This window comes from Primorskyibacter marinus (assembly GCF_003313245.1).
GTDB lineage: Bacteria > Pseudomonadota > Alphaproteobacteria > Rhodobacterales > Rhodobacteraceae > Primorskyibacter > Primorskyibacter marinus.
Genome location: NZ_QJSD01000033.1, coordinates 1 through 17,786 on the forward strand (window position 1 = coordinate 1; position 17,786 = coordinate 17,786).

The 17,786-nt window shown below is 59.1% G+C and carries 16 protein-coding genes, 1 tRNA gene and 5 pseudogenes; 12 read left to right on the plus strand and 10 right to left on the minus strand.

Annotated elements, in window-relative coordinates; translation table 11 throughout:
* Positions 1–81 precede the first annotated feature (81 nt).
* A protein-coding gene (locus DMZ65_RS18490) for an IS5 family transposase (RefSeq protein WP_114963763.1) occupies positions 82–850 on the plus strand; the annotation gives its coding sequence in 2 pieces (ribosomal slippage) (positions 82–404 and positions 403–850; 771 coding nt in all).
* Between the two features lie 83 nt (positions 851–933).
* On the opposite strand, the gene DMZ65_RS19575 is transcribed toward DMZ65_RS18490, so the two are convergent.
* Positions 934–1,218, minus strand: a complete 285-nt coding sequence (locus DMZ65_RS19575) for a hypothetical protein (RefSeq protein ID WP_157960688.1) — start codon at positions 1,216–1,218, stop codon at positions 934–936.
* Positions 1,219–1,221: 3 nt separating this feature from the next.
* Here DMZ65_RS19575 and DMZ65_RS18495 point away from each other — a divergent pair.
* Positions 1,222–1,350 (plus strand): annotated as a pseudogene (locus DMZ65_RS18495) (IS5/IS1182 family transposase); the annotation flags it as partial.
* A 248-nt stretch (positions 1,351–1,598) separates the two neighbouring features.
* Here DMZ65_RS18495 and DMZ65_RS18500 read toward each other — a convergent pair.
* Both DMZ65_RS18500 and DMZ65_RS18510 read right to left on the minus strand, forming a co-directional pair.
* Positions 1,599–1,674: transfer RNA gene (locus tag DMZ65_RS18500), tRNA-Trp, on the minus strand.
* A gap of 609 nt (positions 1,675–2,283) precedes the next feature.
* Positions 2,284–2,547 (minus strand): DUF2312 domain-containing protein, encoded by a 264-nt coding sequence (locus DMZ65_RS18510; RefSeq protein WP_116600214.1) that lies wholly within the window; start codon positions 2,545–2,547, stop codon positions 2,284–2,286.
* A 374-nt stretch (positions 2,548–2,921) separates the two neighbouring features.
* Here DMZ65_RS18510 and DMZ65_RS18515 point away from each other — a divergent pair, with 374 nt between their 5' ends.
* On the plus strand, positions 2,922–3,137 hold the full coding sequence (locus DMZ65_RS18515; RefSeq protein WP_116600215.1) for a hypothetical protein: 216 nt from the start codon (positions 2,922–2,924) through the stop codon (positions 3,135–3,137).
* Between the two features lie 8 nt (positions 3,138–3,145).
* On the opposite strand, the gene DMZ65_RS18520 is transcribed toward DMZ65_RS18515, so the two are convergent.
* Both DMZ65_RS18520 and DMZ65_RS18525 read right to left on the minus strand, forming a co-directional pair.
* Positions 3,146–5,137 carry an enoyl-CoA hydratase-related protein gene (locus DMZ65_RS18520; protein ID WP_198662739.1) on the minus strand — a complete coding sequence of 664 codons (1,992 nt, stop codon included), beginning with the start codon at positions 5,135–5,137 and terminating at the stop codon, positions 3,146–3,148.
* Between the two features lie 117 nt (positions 5,138–5,254).
* The gene (locus tag DMZ65_RS18525) at positions 5,255–5,467 is read right to left on the minus strand and encodes a hypothetical protein (RefSeq protein WP_116600217.1); all 213 of its coding nucleotides are present in this window, start codon (positions 5,465–5,467) and stop codon (positions 5,255–5,257) included.
* 365 nt (positions 5,468–5,832) lie between these two features.
* Between DMZ65_RS18525 and DMZ65_RS18530 the strand changes: the two genes are divergently transcribed.
* The 4 genes from DMZ65_RS18530 to DMZ65_RS18545 are packed head-to-tail and all read left to right on the plus strand — an operon-like array spanning position 5,833 to position 8,056.
* On the plus strand, positions 5,833–6,696 hold the full coding sequence (locus DMZ65_RS18530; protein WP_116600218.1) for an MBL fold metallo-hydrolase: 864 nt from the start codon (positions 5,833–5,835) through the stop codon (positions 6,694–6,696).
* 57 nt (positions 6,697–6,753) lie between these two features.
* Entirely contained in the window at positions 6,754–7,179 is a 426-nt protein-coding gene (locus DMZ65_RS18535; protein ID WP_116600219.1) for a YeeE/YedE family protein, read from the plus strand.
* A 1-nt stretch (position 7,180) separates the two neighbouring features.
* A complete protein-coding gene (locus DMZ65_RS18540; protein WP_116600220.1) occupies positions 7,181–7,618 on the plus strand; it encodes a DUF6691 family protein in 438 nt (145 codons plus the stop codon).
* Between the two features lie 9 nt (positions 7,619–7,627).
* Positions 7,628–8,056, plus strand: coding sequence for a protein tyrosine phosphatase family protein (locus tag DMZ65_RS18545; RefSeq protein ID WP_116600221.1), 429 nt, complete (start codon positions 7,628–7,630; stop codon positions 8,054–8,056).
* Positions 8,057–8,199: 143 nt separating this feature from the next.
* Here DMZ65_RS18545 and DMZ65_RS18550 read toward each other — a convergent pair whose 3' ends face one another.
* The 5 genes from DMZ65_RS18550 to DMZ65_RS18570 form a co-directional block, all read right to left on the minus strand.
* Positions 8,200–9,294, minus strand: coding sequence for a FliM/FliN family flagellar motor switch protein (locus tag DMZ65_RS18550; protein ID WP_157960689.1), 1,095 nt, complete (start codon positions 9,292–9,294; stop codon positions 8,200–8,202).
* A 76-nt stretch (positions 9,295–9,370) separates the two neighbouring features.
* Positions 9,371–12,058, minus strand: coding sequence for an ATP-binding protein (locus DMZ65_RS18555; protein ID WP_116600223.1), 2,688 nt, complete (start codon positions 12,056–12,058; stop codon positions 9,371–9,373).
* 1 nt (position 12,059) lies between these two features.
* Complete coding sequence (locus DMZ65_RS18560; RefSeq protein ID WP_116600224.1) at positions 12,060–12,359, minus strand: hypothetical protein; 300 nt, start codon at positions 12,357–12,359, stop codon at positions 12,060–12,062.
* Positions 12,356–12,724 carry a response regulator transcription factor gene (locus DMZ65_RS18565; RefSeq protein WP_116600225.1) on the minus strand — a complete coding sequence of 123 codons (369 nt, stop codon included), beginning with the start codon at positions 12,722–12,724 and terminating at the stop codon, positions 12,356–12,358. Before DMZ65_RS18565 ends, DMZ65_RS18560 begins: the two co-directional genes overlap by 4 nt.
* 79 nt (positions 12,725–12,803) lie before the next feature.
* Positions 12,804–14,123 carry a helix-turn-helix domain-containing protein gene (locus DMZ65_RS18570; protein WP_116600226.1) on the minus strand — a complete coding sequence of 440 codons (1,320 nt, stop codon included), beginning with the start codon at positions 14,121–14,123 and terminating at the stop codon, positions 12,804–12,806.
* A gap of 282 nt (positions 14,124–14,405) precedes the next feature.
* On the opposite strand from DMZ65_RS18570, the pseudogene DMZ65_RS20220 reads away from it, so the two are divergent.
* The 5 genes and pseudogenes from DMZ65_RS20220 to acs all read left to right on the plus strand — a co-directional run.
* Positions 14,406–14,720, plus strand: a pseudogene (locus tag DMZ65_RS20220) (branched-chain amino acid ABC transporter substrate-binding protein); the annotation flags it as partial.
* 5 nt (positions 14,721–14,725) lie between these two features.
* Positions 14,726–15,235, plus strand: a pseudogene (locus tag DMZ65_RS20225) (branched-chain amino acid ABC transporter permease); the annotation flags it as partial.
* A gap of 54 nt (positions 15,236–15,289) precedes the next feature.
* Positions 15,290–15,448: pseudogene (locus DMZ65_RS19775) on the plus strand (branched-chain amino acid ABC transporter permease); the annotation flags it as partial.
* Positions 15,433–15,570 (plus strand): annotated as a pseudogene (locus DMZ65_RS20230) (ABC transporter ATP-binding protein); the annotation flags it as partial. The pseudogenes DMZ65_RS19775 and DMZ65_RS20230, both read left to right, overlap by 16 nt.
* 273 nt (positions 15,571–15,843) lie before the next feature.
* Positions 15,844–17,786 (plus strand): acetate--CoA ligase (acs, locus tag DMZ65_RS18585; RefSeq protein WP_116600227.1); only part of this gene is annotated, 1,943 nt, incomplete at its 3' end.

Here is a 17,786-nt window from a genome sequence, read left to right on the forward strand (position 1 = left end):
TAGGCAGCACACCCATTAATTCTTGTTTAGGAGCATAAGTTTGTGATTCATTTCGTCTAAACAACGGGCGGGAGGATGGAAGTGGCACGATCAGACATGAGCGATCTGGAATGGGAATTCATCAAAGCTGTCTTACCTAACAAAACGCGCGGCAAGAAGCGGGTGGATGACCGCCGCGTGATCAACGGTATTTTCTACGTCCTGCGCACCGGCATCCCTTGGGCCGATCTGCCCAGCGAATATGGCCCACCGACAACGGTCTATAATCGCTTCAACCGGTGGAGCTATGCGGGCCACTGGGACCGGATCATGGACGCCATCGCCGACGCGCATAACGTGGACACAGTGATGGTCGACGGGACCAGCGTGCGCGCGCATCATTCCGCCACGACTCTCAAAAAAAGACCCGCGCCGCTGTTTAGGTCGCTCACGGGGCGGATTAGGAACGAAAATACATGCACTTACCAATCAGGATGGGCTGCCGATCCGATATGAATTGACACCCGGCCAAGCTCATGACGCGCCGCCGTGCAAGGCGCTACTGGACAATTTGCAACCTGGCCAACATGTGCTCGCGGACAAAGCATATGACGCAGACTGGATCAGAGACTTGATCTGGGAACAGGGCGCTATCGACGTGATCCCTCCCAAGGCCAACCGCAAACTACCCGCCGAATTTGATGCTGCAATCTACCGGGAACGCAACAAAATCGAGCGTTTCTTTGGCAGGCTGAAAGCCTCGTTCCGCCGTATCGCAACCCGATACGAGAAGACGTCACGCAATTTCCTGTCGATGATCAAATTGGCATCGGTCAGGCTGTGGATCGAGTTTTATGAGTCGGCTGCCTAGATACATTCATAGAACAGATGCTCCACAGGTTGCCACACAACGGAGCCGCGGGCCGCTCTCGGTTTTCCGACCCGTTCAGGCTCCTAGTGTCGAAGAAGTGGGAGCTTTTTCTTGGCGGCGGAAATCGCGTCTCCGCCGCCGATAATTCTCTCCTGGGCACCAATCATTATTGAAATTTTTTTACTTTTCATATACTTAGCGGGCAAACCGCTACACAATCGGGTGTGGCGGCCATGAGGTTGACGATGGAATGACCACACCTGAAACAGGGCAAAACGGGCAATGTCAAGTATCGCCGCCGGGTCAAGTCCAAACAGATGCAGGCTATGCTTGCCGTGAAGGCTAGCCCTGCCGGTCAGTGGATGCATTGAGTGAAGCTGCTAGGCAAAAGCCTCATGGCACAGGGTTTTGCCCGTCACGTTGCAGAGATCCAGGCCCGCGTCGCGGTGCTCAACCGCTACACCGCTTGTGGTATACCCGTCACAGAGTCCGTAGGATAAGCCTGTCCGGGGAAAGGCGAAGCACGACGTTCATCGGATTTGCGCAACAAGGCCACGCAGATGGGGTGGGCGATCCAGGCCACTCATAAAATAATCGAAACATACGGTGACAGATCGCCCGATTCGGCCAGCAGGCTCATGGTCGAACCGTCCAAAGCGCCCCTATTACGGGTCATACCTTGCAAACGGGCCTGCAAACGAGCTTACGGCGTCACCTGGGACTTTTCCTAATTCTTCAGTGATTTCAATGGCAGGGGCAGAGGGGCTCGAACCCACGACCTACGGTTTTGGAGACCGTCGCTCTTCCAGCTGAGCTATACCCCTGTGTACTGGCGTCAGTAGATTTTTTAGATCTGCCCGTCAACCAGTTATCAGTCCGATCATCACGTTTCTGTTCCGCTCATAGCTTTGCTCATAGCCTTCGCTTTTCCGCTGCGATTTCATCAAAAGCTTCAACGGCAAACTGCGGGACGGATGCCTGAATGAATCGCTATTTGGCACATTGCGCAACGCTCGAAGACTGGCAGGAGGTCGACAACTGCCGGGCCATGGACAACGGCATCCAGTTCGCCGAGCAGCCCCACAACCGAACCACAGCATATTCTCACCATATGCGATCCGACATGAGTTGCCAGCCTGGCAGCGTGAGAGTTTGTGTCGGTTCCGGCAGGACACCGCAGCAGGCCTTTCCAGCGAAGAGGTGCGGCGCGCTGAAGCGAGAGCTTTCCGCAGCTTGCTGGGGTCGGTCGCGCCCTGCGCCGCCCGCGCGAACGCGACCGGAAACTGAATAATCGCTCATTGCGGATGCGCGGCCGATCAGCAGACAGAGTTGTTCAACCTCAGCGCCAATCTGAGGCGGGTCGTCGCAAAACAAAACCCCGGCATCACAAGATGCCGGGATTGTACATTGAATAACATATGCTTATGATAAAATCAGTTCATGCCCAGCGCTTCTTTATACATCTCAAGGACTGCTTCCTCCTCAGCGATGTCGTCTTTGTCCCGCTTGCGAAGCCTAATAAGCGTGCGCACTACTTTTACGTCGTAGCCACGTCCTTTCAGTTCTGAGAATACCTCTTTTTGCTGCTCGGCGAGGTCGGCCTTTTCCTGATCAAGCCGCTCAATGCGTTCGACGAACTGGCGCAACTCACTGGCAGTTACCTTGTAGGAGTCCGGTGCTTCTTCGTAATCACTCATCGTTGCCTCATTTGTATGCTTGGGAAGGATTGGCCCTCTGGAATACACGACAGAATACGGTGCTTCCTGCTAGGCCTTTGTGTACTCACTCACATGACAGATCAGTGGTGGTATTTATAACCGCGGCCGTTGCTGCGATCATGACCACTTTTTTCTGCTCGGTGATGTCTTATTTGCAGCCGCCAGGTGTTCGCATCGGCGGATGAATTGGCGCAATCCGCCCGCAGTCACGCGGTAGCTGTCGTCGTCCATGTTCTGCTCTCCTGCCGATCTGGCCATTTCCTAGCGCCACGCCCCCTGCCCTTCAAGTGGTTGCAGTGGCGCAGTGTTTGAATTATCGCCGAGCGCGACGAAAGGCTGCGAAAGGGCATGCAATGGACGGTTTGATCTGGGCGGGTGCCGCGATTTCGCTGTTGGGGCTGACCGGGCTGGTCTGGTCGATCATCAAGGTTGCAAGAGCGCGCCGCGCCGACCTCAGCGATGAAGACCTGCGCAAGGCCGTGCAGGCGGTGATGCCGCTGAACCTTGGTGCGCTGTTCCTGTCGGTCATCGGCCTGATGATCGTGATCGTCGGCATTTTTCTGGGCTGAGCATCGTTTCAGTTCGACAGCGCCTCAATCCCTTTACCATTGCGCATAAGTGCAGCCAATCGCGGATGCGGCACCCAGAGCGCCTTATCCGGATGGTTGGCCCCCTGCATCGCGCGGATCACGCGGAACAGCCCGTGCAGTTCGGCAGCTTTCATCGGGCCGCCACGCCAGCGCGGGAACTGGTGGCCCGCCATCATGACGACGTCGATATCTGACGCACTCGCTGCGACATGTTCATCGACCAATCGCGCGCCTTCATTCACCATCGCGCCAAGGATCAGTGGTACAATATCGGCTTTTTTAACGCCGTTCCTATCGGCACGGTGCTTGTCGAACAACATTAACACCTTGTCGTCATGAACAGGCGTCGCTGCATCGCCGAGATAGGTGTAAAAGCCCTGTCCGGATGCCCTGCCCGTCCGTCCGGCTTGCGCAAGGACAGCCGACCAATTCATGCCTCCCTCGTGGCGTTCCACCCGGCCCACAATTCGCAAACCAGTTGCATCGCGTTGCAGGAAGGGTGGCAATTCGAGCCCCCATTTGGTCAGCGCATCATCTATGTCATAGGGGCTGGCACCGAGATCGACCAACGCGTCCGCCGCTCCGTGTAGCGCCGCCATCATCCGCCCGCCAATCGTTTCACCGGATGAGCGGACATGCACGGGCTGTTTACCCAACCGTTTGACCAGCGCAATTGCAGAACCCAGTTGGTCCGGTCTGGCGCGCGGACCTTCAATCACCTCAACCAGACGCGACAGATGCGCGGGGCGCGCGAAACGCAGACCGATCTGATCGACATTTTCCGCCACTGCGGTCGCGCAAACGACATCCTCCGCCATATCCGAACGTTGCAGGCCTTCGGCTGCGCGTATGACGAAATCCGCGCTCCTCACCATGTCCGCCATGGTGCCGCAGATCAGCCGTTTCAGAACATCCTTTGCAACTTGTTTGGTCAGATCGCCTGCGCTGACGGCGTCTTCAAAGCTGTCTTCGACATCAGTCCAGGCGGCGATGCGCCGGTCCGGATCCGCAATCCCCCAACGAACGGCCAGCCCGGCATTCAGCGCCGCCACGGCGAGTTGCGACGCGAGCGTCCCTGCGCCCAGGATAGCGAGCGTTTTGATCTGGGACGGGTGTTGGTCAACCGACAACGCCACTTTGGCGGCGCGACGCTCGGCAAAAAACGCATGACGCATGGCTTTTGACTGATCCGAGGCGACAAGATCGGCAAACGCGGCTTCCTCAAACGCACAGCCCGCGTCAAAAGGCAGCAGAAACGCGGCCTCGACGGCGGCCACGGCTTCACGGCGCGCGTTTTCAGGCCTATCAGCTTCATCCGCAGCCCTTTTGGTCAGTTCCAATTGTGTTTCGGTCGGATCAGCAAAGCCTTCGCGCCGCTCACAGCTTGGCCGGGGGCCTTTTGCAACCGCCTCGTGGCAAAATTCCAACGCGGCGGCGCGCAGATCTTCTGGTTCGGCAACCAACCTGTCGGCGAAAATACGATAGGGCGGCTGATCCAAGGGCAGGATGCGTCCGGACAGGATCATGTCGAGCGCCACTTTGGCCCCTACCAGCCGAGGTGTGCGTTGCGTGCCGCCCGCGCCGGGAATCAGGCCGAGTTTCACCTCCGGCAACCCTACCCGTGTAGAGCGCAACCCGATACGGAAATGACAGGCAAGGGCCAGTTCGAACCCGCCACCCAGCACCGTTCCATGCAATTCCGCGACCACAGGTTTCCGGCACATTTCTATCTGTGTGCAAATTTGCGGAAGCCAAGGCTCTTTGCGGGGCGTGTCAAATTCCGCGATATCGGCCCCTGCGGGAAAGGTCTTGCCCGCGCCGGCAATCAAAATGGCGCGCACTTCCGGGTCCGCTTCGGCACATTGCAGCGCGGTCAACAAGCTGTCCCGCACTTGCCAGGCAAGCGCGTTGACCGGCGGGTGGTTGATGCTGACGACGGCCACGCCTTCATGCACGGAACACTGCACCACTTCTGCCATCACTTGCCTCTTCGCTGCGGCCTGAACAGCCGTCTTGCCAACCTTTCGCAAACCCGACGGTTTGACAAACATTAACGGACAGATGGCAGGTCAAGACAAGACCTTCAGGCAGGCGGCTTAGACCGGAAAGTTCTCGAATTCTGCGTCATCGGCGTCCTGGTCCGCCCCTTGCAGCAGTTTCCTGGCATCGGTCGGCACTTCTTCGCCCAGGTTTTCTATTGCCGCAGCTGCCTCTTGCAGCCGATGCATAAGCCAATCGCGGTGCATGTCGTCACTGGCCAAAATCTGTTCCACAAGGCTTTCAACCTGGCGTTTCGGATTCTCGGACATCTCTTTCCCTTTCGTAAGGTTAGCATCGTGATCGCAGGGGCATCCGGGATGTTTTACCGCTTATGTCACGGTAATATCCCGAACGCCGGTGAACCTTTCATCGTTCACCCCTTTGCGCGGGACAAAGCCGACAGGAAGCCGGGCCATCCGGATGCCCTTGCAAACCCGCCTATCAGACAAAGTGCATCGCGCCTTTGATAGTTCCATTTAGCGCCATGATGTATTCGGGTTGTCATGCCACCCTTCTTCAAGACAACATAACCTACCATAAACGTGATTGCCGGTCTTTGATGCACGTCAAGGGATTGGGGGTTGAAACATATTCATTAAAGCGTATATGTTTTGAACAAACGGAGGTATACGCCATGTCACCAGACGTCACAGGCTTCTTCGACGAGGCCACAAATACCATTTCCTACGTCGTCCGCGACCCCAAGGGCACCTCTTGCGCGATCGTCGATTCGGTGCTGGATTTCGATTATTCCTCGGGTCGCACCGATACCCGGTCGGCGGACGCGATCATCAAATTCGTTCAGGACAAGGGCTACGAGGTCCAGTGGCTTCTGGAAAGCCATGTCCACGCCGATCACCTGTCTGCCGCACCCTACATCCAGGACAAACTTGGCGGCAAGATCGGCATCGGCGACCGGATCACCGTGGTTCAGGATACGTTCGGAAAAGTGTTCAACGAAGGCACCGAGTTTCAGCGCGATGGCAGCCAGTTTGACGCACTGTTCAAAGACGGTGACAGCTTTCATATCGGTCAGATGCGCGGCGACGTCATGCACACGCCCGGCCATACCCCTGCCTGCCTGACCTATGTCATCGGCGATGCGGCATTTGTCGGCGACACTCTGTTCATGCCGGATTTCGGCACGGCGCGCTGCGACTTTCCCGGCGGTTCGTCCGAGGCACTGTACAATTCGATCCAGAAAATCCTGGCACTGCCGGATGCGACGCGCATCTTCGTGGGACATGATTACAAGGCTCCGGGACGCGACGAATATGAATGGGAAACCACCGTCGCCGAACAAAAGGCCCTGAACGTGCATATCGGCGAAGGCAAATCAGCCGAAGAGTTCGTGGCGATGCGCGACAGCCGCGATGCGTCGCTGGCGATGCCCAAGCTGATAATCCCGTCCCTGCAAGTCAACATGCGGGCCGGAAAAATGCCCGAACCGGACGAGAAAGGCGATGTCTTTCTTAAAGTGCCCGTCAACAAACTTTGAAGCTTAGTGGTGGCGGAACGGATCGTTCTTCACCCGACCTGACAGTAGGAAACACTTATGGAAATGGATTGGATCATGGGCCTGATCGGCGGCATGCTGATCGGCCTTGGCGGGGCTGCCTATCTGATCGGCAATGGCCGGATCATGGGGGCGAGCGGGATCATCGGCGGGCTGGTGGACGGCTCTGGCCATTCGACCGCAGCAGAGCGTATCGTTTTTCTGGCGGGCGTTCTTGGGTTGCCCATTCTGCTGACACCCCTCTTCGGAGGGGTCGACACCCATATCACCGACAACATGCTGGTACTTGTTGTTGCGGGGCTTTTCGTCGGCGTTGGGACGCGCATCGCCAATGGCTGCACCTCGGGGCACGGGGTCTGCGGCATCTCGCGACTGTCGCTGCGCGGCATGGTCGCCACGGTGTTCTACATTCTGGCGGGCGGCTTAAGCGTTGTGCTGTTCCGCCATATTTTGGGGGTGATCTAGGATGGCTCGTTTGATCGTCGCACTAATCGCGGGCAGCTTGTTCGGGTCTGGGCTTTTCCTCTCTGGCATGACGGACACCAACAAGGTTCAGGGCTGGCTGGACGTGTTCGGCAATTGGGATCCGACCCTGGCTTTTGTGATGGGCGGCGCGATCCTTCCGATGGCAGTCGCATGGCAGTTTACACGCATGCCCCGCAAACCCGTCACCGGAGGCAGCTTCCCCGCACCGCTGGACACAAAGCTGGAGCGCAATCTGGTGTTGGGGTCTGTGCTGTTCGGGATCGGCTGGGGCTTGGCAGGGCTGTGCCCCGGCCCGGCGATCGCCTCGCTCAGCTATGCCGGTCCCGGAGGTCTGGTTTTCCTGGCGGCAATGCTGACCGGCATGTGGCTGGCACCAATGCTGCGGGCACGTCTGGACAGGGTCGCGCAGCCCGAGTAAGCGTTGGTTATGGACATACGACAGATCACACCCCGTTATAACGTCTCGCCACAGATCAATGCCGAGGACGCACAGGCGATTGCGGATGCGGGCATCGTCCGCGTCATTTGCAATCGTCCGGATAGCGAGGTGCCGCTGTCGCATCAGGCCAAGGCAGTCGAGGCGGCCGTGCGGGCGGCGGGTATGGATTTTGCCGCCCTGCCCCTGACCCATCAAACCATGACGCCCGACAATATCGCCGCACAGCAAGCGCTGATTGACAGCGCCGATGGCCCGGTTCTGGCCTATTGTGCCTCGGGAACCAGGTGCACTGTGATCTGGGCGCTTGGACAGGCGGGCAAAATGCCGGTGGACGAGATCTTGGCGACAGCAAACCGCGCGGGCTATGCGATTGACGGGCTGAAACCGACATTGAATGCGATGACCGAGCGTGGCTAACCCCGTCAGCGCATCACTGTTGTGATGGCAGCGCCTCGGGTTTCTTATACGTTTGCGTCTGGCGAGCCGCTCTTGAATTGCCCGCTGACAAACGGCGCGCGATACAGCCTTGGCTGATTGGGTTTCGGATGCCTCTCGCGACGTTAATTCAGAGTCAAAAGATCATCATCAATATCAAGCTCGGCACCCAGATCAGATGACAGGTCGGAAAAATCGTCAAGTCCGGGGATTTCGGACAGATCCGGAATATCGACCGGCTCTTCGACAACCGGTTTCGGGGACGCGATTGCCTTTGCCTTAGCGGGTTTCTTCGCAGCTTTCACCTGCTCGGTCTCCGTCTCCACCCGAGCGCTGCTGGTTTTCGACGAAGCCGGAAACGTTACGCGGACTGCCCGGAAACCACCCATCTGCCCCAAGCGACAGCCATTGGCGATGTGAACACCCCCTGCTGACAGCTCGACCTGGTTCAGAACATTTTCCGACAGCGGCAAGAGATCGCCGGGACTTAACTGGCTTGCCGCGGACAGCGGCATACGAATGCGCGACAGCACAGCATCAATCCGCGCCTCCACCATTTGCATGCGCCCGGCATTCTTGGCGGATAGCGGATCACGCGGCGGGTCTGGCCTTGTCGCAGGTTCTGGCTTGGGCAGGACCGGAAGGATCAGCAAAATCTCACCGCGCCGCAAACCATCCCCAATTTCGACCGATACGAGAAACGAATGAAACTCTGCCGCTTCCATCAAAACACCAAGCGCGCGCGTATCCTCCACCATCGCACCGAATCGATAGCCGGTATATTCGCCCTGTGCCGGATGGCCTTCGAGATTCGCGCTCAACCGCCCAAGCATTGCATCAAGCAACGGCGCACACATCGCCGCGTCCGTCTGTGTAAGCGGACGTTGATCAAGCGGCTGGCTGGTCACACGCCCAAGCGTCTGAACCTCAATCACTGAACGCACGGAGGCCCGGTCCAGAACAACAGCGCCGGTCACACCGTCTGCGCCGTCCAGCACCATCACCAGCGCGTCGCGCGGCACGCCTTCAAGACAGGCATCCAGAACCAACGTTTCCTGCTGCATCCCGTCTGCGACAATCGCCAGCCCCCAAAGCGCGTCCGCACTGCGTGACAACGCACGTCGCAGGGCACGGGCGGGCGACAAAACGCGCGCCTCCTGCTCCCGCCGGGCGGCGTTCGCCTTCTTGCTGAGTACTTCGTTGACTACCTGACCTGCCATATCCTCGGACATCCTTTGGGGGACGTTGCCCTTGGTTATGCGCGGATTTGGTTACCAAGAGCTTATGAAAGGCAGATTATTGCGCCGCCATCGCCGGGCGCGGCAGGCTGACGCGAAAGGCCGCGCCGCTTTCGCCGCGCAGATAGGTGATCTCTCCACCCAGCCTTTGCATGATCTGTCGGCTGATCGCCAGACCCAGCCCCGCCCCACCGACGCGCGGCTCGCCGATGCGCGCAAATTTCTCGAAAATCACGTCTTGCGCGTCTGTGGAAATGCCCGATCCGTTATCGACGAAATCTACCCAAAGAAGATCACCATGATCGGTCACGCGGATGTCCAGCGTAGGCTGATCAGCATCGCAATATTTGCGGGCATTGGCAATGAGATTGATGAAAACCTGACTGAGGCGGTCAAGGTCAGTGTGCAGCGACAAAGCCTCTGTCGCCGCATCGCGGGTCAGCCGCAGCGCCCGCCCGTCATCGCTTGCCGCCGCCGCCGCGACAGAACGGTCGAGCAGGTCGCCCAGTTGTCCGTGCCGCAGGTTCAGATTGACCTGTCCGTTTTCCAACACGCTGAGATCCAGAAGATCGTCCAGAAGCCGCGTCAGACGCAGCGCCTCGTCATGGATGATCGAGGCGTATTTGTTCAATTCATCCCCGCTCAACCCGTCGCTGTCGCGCAGGATTTCCGAAAACGCCCGGATCGACGTCATCGGCGTGCGCAATTCGTGGCTGATCTGGCTGAGAAACGCGTCCTTTTGCACCGACAGCCGTGTCAGTTTGCTGTTGGCTTCACGCAACTGCCGCGCGGTTCGCGTGACTTCGCGCGATTGCGCCTCCAGCCGGTTGGAATATTCCATCATCTGCGCGGTCTCATCGGCCACGGCCATCAGATCCTCGACTGAAACCGACATGCCACCGACGATCTGGCCCACCATCGCATGCGCGGTGGCCCCCCCGACAGAGCCGGACAATTCACGCTCAAGGCTCTCCAGAAAATCCGGGCTGGGTTCGGGCAAATCCCCACGCACCCCCTGACGCGTCGCCTCGCGCTGAAACAACGCCCGCGCCTCGGCCGCGCCCAGAATGCGCTGTGCCATGATCATCAGGTCTTCGCTTTGCGCGACCCCGCCGGACCAACTGCGCGGACCGCCGGAATGCTGGAAAACATTGACGAATTGCGCGCCTTGCAGACGTTCCAGCGGCGATGGAAACGTCATCACCGACACCGTAAAGAACGCTACGGAATTCAGCATCATGCTCCACAAAAGCGCATGGACCAACGGATCCAGACCGGCAATTCCGAACAGCGCCTGTGGCTGCAACCAGTCGATGCCGAAGGGGCCGTTGAGCAGGGCCGCTTCAGACAAGATGAAGCCCGGACCAAAGCTTGGCAGGAACAGCGCGTAAAGCCAGATGACAAAACCCACGCTAAGCCCCGCCAACGCCCCCAGCCGGGTGGCCCCGCGCCAGAAGATGCCGCCAAGCATGGCAGGCAGAACCTGCGCGACACCGGCAAAAGAGACCAGCCCGATGGAGGCCAGCGCCTCGCCGCCACCCGTCAGGCGGTAATAGATGTAGCCCAGCATGACCACGCCCGTGATCGACACCCGGCGCGACAGCAATACGACGTGACGCACATCGCCCGAGACGCTGGCACCGCCACCCGTCACGCGCAGGAAAATCGGCATGACAATGTGGTTCGACACCATGGTGGACAGGGCAATCGCCGCGACAATCACCATCGACGTGGCGGATGAGAAGCCGCCAAGAAAGGACAGCATCGCCAGCCCCTGTTGCCCTTGACTGAGCGGCACAGTCAGCACGAACAGGTCCGGGTTGGACCCTTCGGGCAGCAGGTCCAACCCCATCACGGCGATCGGCACCACGAAAAGGCTCATCAACATGACGTAAAGCGGAAACGCCCAAGAGGCGGTGCGCAGATGTCCCTCGTCGTCGTTTTCCACGACCAGCACCTGAAACATCCGCGGCAGACACAGGAATGCCGCCGCGGACAACATGATCAGCCCGGCCCAGCGGCCACCGTTCACCTGCCATTGTCCCAATTGCGACGCGTCGATCCGGCTGAGCGTCTCGGACACCCCGCCGGAGATTCCCCATACGACAAACGCGCCCACCGCGAGCAGAGCGAAAAGTTTGACCACCGCCTCGACTGCGATGGCCATGACGACGCCGTGATGACGCTCGTTCGCATCAAGGTTGCGCGTGCCAAAGACCACGGTGAACAACGACAGGCCCATTGCGACCCACAACGCCGTGCTTTCCCCGGTATAAAGCGACTGCCCACCGCCCCCTGCTTCGGCGAAGACCGCGAATGACAGCGTGACCGATTGCAATTGCAACGCGATATAGGGCGTGGCGCTGATCACGGCGAGGATGGTGACGCAAACCGCCAGAAGATTGGATTTGCCAAAGCGTGACGAAATCAGGTCGGCCACAGAGGTGATGCGCTGGCTGCGCCCGATGCGAACAAGTTTGCGCAGGATCCACCACCAGCCCACCATGACTAATGATGGTCCGATATAGATTGTCAGGTATTCAAGCCCCGAGCGCGCCGCGTAGCCCACGGCACCATAAAACGTCCAGGCGGTGCAGTAGATCGACAATGACAGCGTGTAGACAATCGGCGAGCGCAGCCATCCACCACGTCCACGCATCGCCGACCGCTCGGCAAAAAACGCAACGAGGAACAGCAAGGCGACGTAGGACAGGCAAACCGCGATCAGCGCGTTAAGAGCGCCCATCTCACAGGGCTCCGCCGCGATCCGTGCTCCGGTCGGCGGGTGGAAGGCTGCGCAGCACATGCGACAGGCGCATGGTCACAAGGATCAACACCACCCAGACGCCAAAAAGGTACAAGATGGTCCGCGACGTTGTAATCCTCATCTCAGGGTCTGTCGGCCAGAGCAGCGGAATGGCGAAAAACACCACCCCCAGCAGCGGCACCAACCGCGCGGCGTCCATAATCCGGCGCATCCGGTAAGTCTGCTTTTCTACAAAGATCGTCGGGCGTGGTCCGACCGGCTCGTCTGCGGAATTGGTCATACGCCCACCAAATTGCGCACCGCCTCCAGCACCTCGGAATTCGCAAACGGTTTGGTCATAAAGCGATTGGCACCGTATTTTTCGGCCATTTCGCGATCTTTGCCTTGACCGCGCGCGGTCAGCATCAGGATCGGCAATGTTTCGGTGCCACCACCAGAGCGCAGATCGCGCAGAATATCATAGCCCGACCGTCCGGGCAGCATCACGTCCAAGATCAACACATCAGGGCCCTTTTTCCGCACCACATCGGCAGCGTCGTGACCATTTGAATGCGTGTCCACCTGCCAGCCATCGCGCGACAGGATAAAGCTGATCGCCTCGATGATATTCGGTTCATCCTCTATCAGCAGGACCTTTTTCGCCATCCCGGTCTCCCCTCCAGTGGCATGCAGGCTTTTTGAATGCCTGTCATGGAATACTATAAGCCTGATCTGACGGTCCGTGTCAAAAGCTCTCGGCCAGGATCGAGGGTTCGCGGCGCCCCTCACATTCGGTCCGCGGACAGATCCGGCAGCTGACCCCGACCCGCAGCGGGTCGCCAGAGACATCTGCGGTCTCTTGCGGCACCAACAACATATGCGCCACCAGCATCGGGTCACGGTTCAGTTGCGGCGTGCCAACCGGCTGCGCCACGGCATAGGCACGGAAATGTGCCGGGTCACGGCCTGTCTGCTCCAGTTCCTGCGTCAACACGACGTTGGGTCGCGACAATGCGGTGAACAGCGGCCACAATGCGCAAGCCGCGCCGTAACGTGGCAGTGGAAAATCCTTCAACGCCTTGCGAAAAATCAACGTGCCGGACGCGTCGCAAGCAGCCAGCCCGAACCGGCCAACCCCGGCGGATGCAGGAAGCGCCGCAAGTCTGCGCATCACGCGCCCCGGATCGACACGGGTGCGCAGTGACAGCGCCAGCGGATCCGGCCCGACCTCGTTTAGCGCATCAAGCAAGAGCGCCATTGGCAGCGCGGCAACATCCTCTGCATAGCGCCCCAGCACCTGTTCCAGCAGATACAGCGAAACCGGCCCCAGATCGCTGTCCTTGAGAATGTCCTCAATCGACCCACCTTCTTCCAGCGTGGCGAAGTTCCAGCCGTGGCAGTCCAGAAAGGCGTCCACCTCTTCCTGAGGCGATCCCAGATCGGTCGAAACGTCGTCCACGGTGTCCAGATACCGCACCAGCGCCTGAGAACTGTCTGCCAGCCGCTTGCTGTCTTCGTTCAGGTTGCGGTGGAACCGGTCGCGCCATTCCGGCTCGATCTCGCCTGGTTCGGCAAGGATGGCCGCAGTTGAACGGATCGCGGTTACGGTCGAGAGCATTTCATGCAACGAGGCGGCGAGATGCGGATCATGCGTCATCCGGTCGGTCAGTCTCTCGACAGTCCGTTCCAGCGCATCCATCCGGCGCTGACTGTCTGCCAACAGCCACGCCCAGCCCGGAAACCGCCCGGCAAACTCTTCCAGCAACGCTGTCTCGGGCGGCGGCGGGCTCGCGCTGCCATCCTCGCCCCGCCCGCGATCCTGAGCAGCCTCGCGCAGCGTGGCGATCAATGTCGCCTCTGCGCCTTGGGTCAAAAGGGACGGCTCGACCTTCAGGACATGCGAAATGGCAACCAGCAATTTTCCACCGATTCTGCGGCGGTTATGTTCAATCAGGTTGAGGTAAGATGGCGAAATACCCGCAAAGCGTGCCAGATCGGACTGCTTCATCCCCGCCATAACCCGGCGTTCGCGAATTCGGCTACCTGTCAACGTATCGCGCGCCATGTGCTTTTCCCTCCGAACCCAACCGCTTTCTGCGGTGCGAAATAGTATTTTTTACAACCCCGATGCCCAAGCTTGTTCACTTTTTTGACAAAATTATCCATACGCATTAAGCAGTTGTTGTGAATTTTTCTTTCCCTACTCACTATCCCCTTAGCACAAAAGTGCAGTACCGCAACGGATGAGAAGCCCCGCGGCCCATTCAGAAAATCGGGGGACTTTATGTCCAAGACCGAGCTGACACGCCGTGGTGTGCTTTAGACCGGAACTGTTGCAGGCGCGGGTCTGGCGCTGCCAACCTATCTGTCGGCAGCCAGCCATAGTGGATTTCCCAACGCGCCCGGCGCTTCCTCGGTCACGCTGGGTTTCAACGTGTCCCATACCGGCCCCTATGCCGACAAGGGCGCGGACAAGCTTCGCGCCTATGAACTTGCAATAGAGCATCTGAATGGCGGCGGTGGCGGCGGCATGTTGCCCGGCTTCTCGTCCAAAGCTCTGGACGGCACCGGCATTCTGGCTCGCAAGGTCGAAGACGTCACAGGCGATACCCGGACCAAATCGGACGCTGCTCGCGCATCGGCCAAGGCGATGATCAAAAGGAAGGTGCCATTCCGATCATGATCGCTTTCGGCATCATCATGGAGCGCGGGTTGATCAAGCATTTTTACAAACGCCCTCATGCCGCCCAGATTCTAGTGACCTTCGGCCTTGCGATCATGTTGCAGGAACTGATCAAGTATTTCTACTGTGCCAGCCCGATCCAGACCGGCGCGCCGGACGTGTTTCGTGGCTCTTTCGACTTTGGTGTGCTGCTGGGTTTTGGTCCCAACGTGATCATTTACCCATATTGGCGGCTTGTCTATTTCGCCTTTGCCGCTGTGATCATCGGCACCGCCTTTGCCTTCCTGCAATTCACCACCTTCGGAATGGTGGTCCGCGCAGGCATGGCCGACCGCGAGACTCTCGGTCTTCTGGGCACCCACATCAACAAGAAATTCACCATCATGTTCGGCCTTGTGGCAGCGGTGGCGGGGGTGATGTACACACCGATCAGCTCGCCCAATTGCCATAGGGGGATGGATTTTCTGGCGCTCAGCTTCGTCGTAGCCGTCCTCGCGCTTGGCGCACCGTTCATCCTCAACCCTTTCCCCGAGGCGTCTTCGCTGGCGCAGTTCAACACCCGGTACTATCTGTGCGCCGCATTCCTGTTGCTGGCCTTTTACCTGTCGGTCCGCATTTTCCGCTCGCCTTTCGGGTTGATGCTGCGGGCGGTGAAATCCAACCAGCAACGGATACATTACACCGGCCTCAACACCCGCCCCGACACAAGATGGCCAGCCACGAATCCGCAACCGCAGGCCTGGGCCTTGTGCCCGAAGATCGTAGAATCATTCCTGGGCTGACGGTTGAAGAGACCTTGAAACTGGCCCAGATCGCGCCGCCGATCGGCTGATCGCGCTGTCATCCTCGACACCGGCTCGATTGCCATTGATGACACTGCCGAAGAGGTTCTGAAAAACGACAATCTGCGCGCCGAATATTTGGCGATCTGACGTCAGGCCTGACGTAGGTTATTCTATCGTACTCTGATCGACTTGGCATCGTTTATGCGTTGAGCCGTTCAAGGAAACATCTCGTTTCGCCCTTCGTCGCGGTTGCTTGCGTGCTGGTAGGCCCATAGGCTTTCTATCAACGATTCAATCAAACAACTTTGGGAGAAACCATGTCTGCGACCACCTATCCTCCGTCGATGGATTTGTCTGAGAATGCGCATGTTGATGCGTCTGGGTATGAGCGGCGTTATGCGGCGTCTGTTTCGGATCCGGCGGCGTTCTGGGGGGAGGAAGGCAAGCGGGTTGACTGGATCAAGCCGTATACCAAGGTAAAGGAGACGGATTTCACGCTTGGCAATGTCTCGATCAACTGGTTCGCCGATGGCACGCTGAACGTGGCGGCCAATTGCGTCGATCGGCATCTGGCGACGCGCGGCGATCAGACCGCGATCATCTTCGAGCCGGACAACCCCGAGGAAGACGCCAGGCACATCACCTATCGCCAGCTGCACGGGCATGTGTGCCGCATGGCCAATATCCTTGAAACGCTGGGCGTGCGCCGCGGCGACCGGGTGGTGATCTACCTGCCGATGATCCCCGAGGCCGCCTATGCCATGCTGGCCTGCGCGCGGATCGGTGCGATCCATTCCATCGTCTTCGCGGGCTTTTCCCCCGATGCGCTGGCCGCACGCGTCAATGGCTGCGACGCCAAACTTGTCATCACCGCCGACGAGGCTCCGCGCGGTGGCCGCAAGACCGCGCTGAAATCCAATGCCGACGCCGCCCTGCTGCATTGCAAGGACAGTGTGAAATGCCTGGTGGTCAAGCGCACCGGCGGGCAGACCACCTGGATCGACGAGCGTGACTTTGACTATAACGAGATGGCGCTTGAAGCCTCCGATGTCAGCCGGCCCGCCGAAATGGGGGCCGAGGATCCTTTGTTCATTCTGTATACCTCCGGGTCGACGGGTCAGCCGAAAGGAGTTGTGCACACAACAGGTGGATATTTGGTTTACGCCGCCATGACCCATGAAATCGTGTTCGATTACCACGAGGGCGATGTCTTTTGGTGCACGGCAGATGTTGGGTGGGTGACGGGCCACTCATACATCATCTATGGGCCCCTGGCCAATGGTGCCACCACTGTCATGTTCGAGGGCGTGCCGACATATCCCGATGCCAGCCGGTTCTGGCAGGTCTGCGAGAAGCATAAGGTGAACCAGTTCTACACCGCGCCGACGGCGATTCGCGCGCTGATGGGACAGGGTAACGATTTCGTAACCGGTGCCGATCTATCGTCGCTGCGAATCCTTGGGACGGTGGGCGAACCGATCAACCCCGAGGCCTGGAACTGGTATAATGACGTGGTGGGTCAGGGCCGCTGCCCGATCGTCGATACCTGGTGGCAGACCGAAACCGGCGGGCACCTGCTGACGCCGCTGCCCGGCGCGCATGCGACCAAACCGGGTGCCGCGATGAAGCCGTTTTTCGGCGTGGTGCCGGTGGTGCTGGACCCGCAGACGGGCGAGGAAATCGATACCAGCCCGACCGAAGGTGTGCTGGCGTTGAAAGACAGCTGGCCGGGCCAGATGCGCACCATCTGGGGTGACCATGAGCGGTTCGAGAAGACCTATTTCTCGGATTACAAAGGCTATTATTTCTCGGGCGATGGCTGTCGCCGCGACGCGGATGGCGATTACTGGATCACCGGGCGCGTCGATGACGTGATCAACGTGTCGGGCCACCGGATGGGCACGGCAGAGGTTGAATCGGCGCTGGTCGCCCATGCCAAGGTGGCCGAGGCCGCCGTGGTCGGCTATCCGCACACGATCAAGGGCCAGGGCATCTATTGCTATGTCACCCTGATGAACGGGATCGAGCCGTCCGACGAGCTGATGAAAGAGCTGCGCACATGGGTCCGCACCGAGATCGGCCCCATCGCCAGCCCCGACCTCATCCAATGGGCCCCCGGCCTGCCCAAGACACGCTCCGGCAAGATCATGCGCCGCATCCTGCGCAAAATCGCCGAAAACGACTACGGATCCCTCGGCGACACATCAACACTCGCAGACCCAACCGTCGTCAACGACCTCATCGATAACAGAATGAACCG